The 6,243-nt window shown below is 32.1% G+C and carries 6 protein-coding genes and 1 pseudogene; all 7 read right to left on the bottom strand.

Features of this window, described 5'->3' with window-relative positions:
* Window positions 1-325 precede the first annotated feature (325 nt).
* Window positions 326-823, bottom strand: a complete 498-nt coding sequence (locus JWF52_RS19360) for an MFS transporter (protein ID WP_286184143.1) — start codon at window positions 821-823, stop codon at window positions 326-328.
* A gap of 113 nt (window positions 824-936) precedes the next feature.
* Window positions 937-1,644 (bottom strand): MFS transporter, encoded by a 708-nt coding sequence (locus JWF52_RS19355; RefSeq protein WP_286184141.1) that lies wholly within the window; start codon window positions 1,642-1,644, stop codon window positions 937-939.
* Between the two features lie 78 nt (window positions 1,645-1,722).
* Window positions 1,723-2,436, bottom strand: coding sequence for a class II aldolase/adducin family protein (locus JWF52_RS12225; RefSeq protein WP_208333830.1), 714 nt, complete (start codon window positions 2,434-2,436; stop codon window positions 1,723-1,725).
* A 25-nt stretch (window positions 2,437-2,461) separates the two neighbouring features.
* Complete coding sequence (locus tag JWF52_RS12220) at window positions 2,462-2,902, bottom strand: RbsD/FucU family protein (protein WP_208333829.1); 441 nt, start codon at window positions 2,900-2,902, stop codon at window positions 2,462-2,464.
* Window positions 2,896-4,389 (bottom strand): rhamnulokinase, encoded by a 1,494-nt coding sequence (locus JWF52_RS12215; protein WP_208333828.1) that lies wholly within the window; start codon window positions 4,387-4,389, stop codon window positions 2,896-2,898. Before JWF52_RS12215 ends, JWF52_RS12220 begins: the two co-directional genes overlap by 7 nt.
* A 20-nt stretch (window positions 4,390-4,409) precedes the next feature.
* Window positions 4,410-5,153 carry a hypothetical protein gene (locus JWF52_RS19710; protein WP_353654933.1) on the bottom strand — a complete coding sequence of 248 codons (744 nt, stop codon included), beginning with the start codon at window positions 5,151-5,153 and terminating at the stop codon, window positions 4,410-4,412.
* Window positions 5,154-5,186: 33 nt separating this feature from the next.
* Window positions 5,187-6,202, bottom strand: a pseudogene (gene fucI, locus JWF52_RS19705) (L-fucose isomerase); the annotation flags it as partial.
* Window positions 6,203-6,243: the final 41 nt, after the last annotated feature.

Below are 6,243 nucleotides of genomic sequence, written 5' to 3'. Positions count from 1 at the left end.
TTTCTTTAAATTTTTTAACTCCTATTGTAGCTAGTGTGGCTATTCCTGCGATTGAACCTACAGCTAATAATACATTTTTAGTATTTTTATTTAACTTTTTACCCATAAATTAATCCTCTCCTCTTTATTTTAGTTAGATTACTTACTTTTATTGTAGTTTATGTCACTCTAGTTATATATATACGATGTTTAATATTTTTCATTTAAAAACATTAAACACACTTAATTTTTTAATAGATAATATTTCCAATAAAAAATCGTACCTATTAAGATACGATTTTTATTCTATAAATTAATTTTATTAAGTTTTAATTACAGTATTTTATTATGCTTCTTTTTTAGTTCTAAAATATAATGAGTAAATAAGAACTACTGCAAAACATATTACCGGTACTAAAAATGATGAACGAACAGCTGCTTCTGCACCTGTAAAAGATGGAACTATATTAGATAAATCACCATTGTCTACAAATTTTCCCATAATAGGTGTTATAACTGCTCCCCCAAGTATTGCCATTATAAGTCCTGCAGCACCAACTTTAACTTCTTCACCTAAATCTTTAAGTGCTATACCATAAATTGTTGGGAACATTAATGACATACAAGCTGATATTCCAACTAAGCACCACACTGATTGATATGTTGGTAAGTATATGGTTCCTAAACTACAAGCTATACCACCTATTGCAAACACCGCCATCATTATAGCTGGGTCTATGTATTTCATTAAGGCTGTGCATATCCAACGACATATTATAAATGATATTATTGCTATAAGATAGTACTCTGCTGCCGCTGCTTCATCAAGTCCTAGTGTAGTCATTACATATTTTATAGTCCAAGTCCAAACAGCTATTTGAACTCCAACATAGAAAAATTGAGCTATTACGCCAAATGTATAACGTGGTATTTTAATAAGTTTTTTTATTGAATGTACTATGTGAAGTTCTGCTGAAGTATCTTTTCCGAATCTTTATTTTTCTTGAAGAAACACCAAATTACTATAGCTATTATAACTAATCCTACATATGGTACACATACCCATAATAACTCATTACTACGTATTGCGCTTAAAGCTTCTGGACTCATTGCAATACGTTCTTCATAAGTTGCAGAATTTAAATTTCCTAATATTAAGTATTTAGCTAATATAATACCCGTTAAAGAACCTAAGGGGTTAAACGCTTGAGCTAGATTTAAGCGACGAACACTAGTCTCTTCATCACCTAATGAAATTACATATGGATTACAAGTAGTTTCCAATATAGAAAGACCTCCCGCTAAAACAAACACAGATGCTAAGAATAAATTAAAATTTTGTAACATTGCTGCTGGTATATATCCTATAGCTCCAATTATATATAATCCAAGGCCTACTAACACACCATGTCTGTATGAATATTTCTTTATTAAAATTGCCGCTGGTAATGCAAGTACTGCATATGATCCGTAAAATGCTACTTGAGTAAGTGAAGCATCCGCCGCTTCTAGCATAAATATTTTTCCAAAGGCTGGTACAAGATTATCAGTCATATTATTTAATAATCCCCAAAGTACAAAACATGATATAAGCATTATAAAATGAATTCTGTATTTTTTCGGAACGACAGAAATATTGTCTACACTTTTAGCTTTACCTTCCATAAATTTTCCCCCTATACATTTATAAAGTTTTAATCTAGCAGTGATGGATAAATTTTACTCATCAATCACTGCTAGAGCTTACTTACATTTATTTATTTTTCTATAGCGTTTAAATCCTGGGTGTCTACCTGTAACTCCATATCCATTTCTCATACCTATTAATCTATTGATATTATCTTTTGATATTTCTTTTTCTCCTCCTAGTAAGTGTGCTGTTAAGCTTATCTTTGCAAATAATTCTAATGTCTCCATTCTATAGTAAGCAGTTATTAAATCTGAACCAACAGTTAATGCTCCGTGGTTAGATAATAATAAAACATCATGTTCATCTAAATATGGAGCTATAGCATCTGGAACTTCATGTGTAGATGGAGTTCCATATGGAGTAACTGGTATAGACCCAATTGCTATTACTGTTTCAATCATTGTGTATCTATCCATATCAAGTTGAGCTACTGCAAATCCAGTTGCTGTTGGAGGATGAGCATGAACTACCGCTCCTACATCTTCTCTTTCCTGATAACATCTTAAATGCATTTTTATTTCTGAAGAAGGTTTTGCTCCTTCTGGTCCATCAAGAACATCCCCATTAGCATCTATATGAACTAATTTTTCTGGAGTTATAAAACTTTTACTTATTCCAGTAGGTGTTGCTAAAAAAGTTCCATCTTCTAATTTTACAGTTACATTTCCATCATTGGCTGCAACCCATCCTAATTGCCACATCTTATGACATACATCACACATTTGTTCTCTAACTTCCATATATTCTAAAGTCTTTGTACATTCCATAATATTTACCTCCCTAATTTAGCTATTATTCTACTACTACACCTTTTTGTAATATAACGTTTGCGTAAAGTGCTTTTTCTCCAGTTGCTATTATTGCATAAACATCTTTTGCTTCATCATAGAATTTAAACCGATCTATGGTTCCAATAGCTTCATTTCCTCTATTATCGTATTTGCTTATAATGGTTTTATATTCATCCCATATAGGTGTTTTGACTGTATCTTCTGTCATAACTTCCATTAATTTAACTGGCCTTTCTATGTAAGTATCTAGTGGAAATACTTTAAGTATTGCTTCTAATAATTTTGGTATTTCGTGTCCATCACAACGAACTACTTTACAATCTTTTCCTATACTTTCAGTAGGAAAATTCCCATCAGCTATTACTATTTGATCACTGTGACCCATTTCACATAATATCTTTAATAATTCTGGTGATAGTATTTGTGGCACTCCTTTTAACATTTAGCTACCTCCTTAGATTTAATAACATCTTTAAACTTTTCATAAAAAACATTCCATGAATTAAAATCTTTTGGCATGTAGTAAGATATCTTTTGAGAGTTTCTTATTATTTCACGAGCTTTATCTAAATTTTCAATCTCTCCACTTGCCATTAATTGTATTGCTATATTTCCTAGTACAGTAGCTTCAATAGGACCTGCAAAAACTTTACAGTTACATGAGTTTGCTGTCATTTGGCATAGTAATTTACTTTGAGTTCCTCCACCTACAATATACATAGCTTGATATTCTTTTTTGGTGCAATCTTTTATTTCTTCTAATGAGTATCTATATTTCATTGCTAAACTTTCATTTATGCATCTTACAATTTCACCTTCATTTTCTGGTACTTCTTGATTAGTTTTTAAACAGTAATCTTTTATTCTTTGAGGAATATTTCCAGATGGTATAAATACTGGGTCATCTGGATCTATAAAGCATTTAAAAGATTTAGATTCTTTTGCCATATCTTCTAGCTCTATAAAACTATATTCTTTTCCTTCTCTTTCCCATTGCCTTTTACTTTCTTGTATTAACCAAAGACCTATAATATTTTTCAAGAAAGATGACTTATCTCCATAAGCTCCTTCATTCGTTATATTATAATATCTTGATTTTTCATTAATAATCGGTTCATCAATTTCGCTTCCAAGTAAGGACCATGTTCCACAGCTTAAAAATATAAAATCTTTTTCTTTTGCTGGAACAGAAACTAATGCACTTTGTGTATCATGCCCTGCTACTGCAATTACATCTAACATATCTATTTTAAGTTCTTCACTTATATCCTCTGATATTTTTCCTATTACAGTTCCACTTGGCACTATTTTTGTAAATAGCTTTTTAGGTAATCCCAAAGAATCTATTACTTCACGGGACCAGCTTCTATTTTTTGCATCAAATAATTGAGTTGTTGATGCAATTGAGCTTTCTGTTACTTTTTTACCTGTTAATAAATAGTTAAATAAATCAGGCATTAGGAGCATCACATCTGCACTTTGCAGTAGATGTGATCTTTTTTCTTTTAATGATAATAACTGAAATACTGTATTTATCTCCATAAATTGATTTCCTGTTATATCATAAAATCTATCTTTAGATATTTTTTCAAAACTTTTCTCTATCATTCCAGATGTTCTTCCATCTCTGTAATGAATTGGGTTTTCAAGTAGTTGACCATATTCATCAAGTAGTGCAAAATCAACTCCCCAAGTATCTATACCTAAGCTATCAATTTTACCAAATTGTTTTGATTTTACTAGGCTTTGCTTTATTTCAAAGAAAAGTCTAAGTACATCCCAGTACATTGTTCCATTTAAAATTACAGGGTCATTTGAAAATCTATGAATTTCTTTTATATCTATTTTGGTCCCATCAAATACACCAAGCATGGCTCTTCCACTAGATGCACCAAAATCAAAAGCTAAGACTTGTTTTTTATTTTCCATAGTATCACCTGCTAAACTTTTTATTTATACATTGGCCCATAAGCTTTGCAAGCTCTATAATCTTGACCTTCTTTATCCATTCCAAATGCATTCCAACAAGATGGTCTAAATACTTTTTCCTCTTCTATATTGTGCATACTTACTGGTATTCTTAATATAGAACATAAAGTGATTATATCTGCCCCTATATGACCATAGCTTATTGCTCCGTGGTTAGCTCCCCAATTATTCATTACATCATAAGCTGATTTAAATGCACCTTTTCCTGTAAGTCTTGGTGCAAACCAAGTACAAGGCCAAGTATAGTCAGTTCTCTTCCATAATTTATCTGATACTTCATGTGGAAGATTTACAGTGTATCCTTCAACTAATTGAACAACAGGTCCAAGTCCCTTGACTAAATTTAAACGGATCATAGTTACTGGCATTTCAGCTTCTGTTAAGAATCTCGAAGAATATCCACCGCCTTTGAAATATCCGTTATTTGCAGGATTCCAAGTAGTTGATTTAAGTATATTTTCTTGATCTTCTTTAGTTACATCATACCAAGCTTTCATTACTCCATTTCCATTTTCATCTTTTGCTTGACCACAAGCATCAAGACAAGATGCTCCTGAGTTTATTAAATGTATAAATCCATCAGATTCTTTAGCTACACCTTCTAGTTCATATCCTGTAGCATTCTTAACTGCATCTGGACTCCAATAAGTACGCACATCAGAAAATATTTGCGCAGTATTAGTTAATAATTTTCCAAATAACATACTTATACCATTTAATACATCATTTTCAGTAGCTAATATATAAGGTTCTCTAACTCCATCCCAGTCAAATGAAGTGTTAAGTAATGCTTCTGGGAAGTCACAGTTTGGATAAAAATCAGTCCACTGTCTTTGACCTTGGAAGCCTGCTGCTATTGCATTGTGCCCTAACCTTTCTTCTTCACATCCATCTGGTAAGTTTTCATTTCCATTCATTAAGTCTTTTATTATGCACATCATTTTAACTACAAATTCCCAGTCTTCATTTTTTGCTCTCTGCTTTTTTGAACATAATCAGGGTTAGTGTCAAACCCTTCTATGCACTTTTCTTTAGTCCATTTTAGAGCTCTTTCAAATTCAGCTTTATCATATATGTCTTCACTCATTCTTCTTATTACTTCTGTTTCATCAACTGATTCTACTCTCATTCCTAAGTATTCTTCCATAAATGCTGAATCTATTATAGAACCACCTATACCCATACATATCGAACCTATTTGTAAATAAGATTTCCCCCTCATAGAAGCTGCTGCCACTGCTGCTCTACCAAATCTTAATAATTTCTCTTTAACATCTTCTGGGATATCCGTTGCATCTGCATCTTGTACATCATGTCCATATATTCCAAATGCAGGAAGACCTTTTTGAGCATGAGTTGCTAAAACTGATGCAAGGTAAACTGCTCCTGGTCTTTCAGTTCCATTAAATCCCCATACTCCTTTTATAGTCATAGGGTTCATATCCATTGTTTCTGAACCATAGCACCAACATGGGGTAACTGTAAGAGTTATATCTACGCCCTCTCTTCTAAATTTATCTGCGCAAGCTGCTGATTCCGGAACTCTACCTATTGTAGTATCTGCTATAACAACTTTTACAGACTCTCCATTAGAATATTTTAAATTTTCTTCAAATAATTTAGCTGCTGATTTTGCCATATTCATTGTTTGTTCTTCAAGTGAACCACGTACATCTAATACTCCTTTTCTAGCATCAATTGTTGGTCTTATCCCTATTACCGGATATTCTCCTACTAATCTGCTCTTTGCCATAATAATTCCTCCCCCAATTTATTTAATTTATTTTTATTTGA

The organism is Clostridium sp. CCUG 7971 (genome assembly GCF_017590215.1).
Taxonomy (GTDB): Bacteria; Bacillota; Clostridia; order Peptostreptococcales; family Peptostreptococcaceae; genus Faecalimicrobium.
This window is presented reverse-complemented; position numbering and strand designations above follow the sequence as displayed.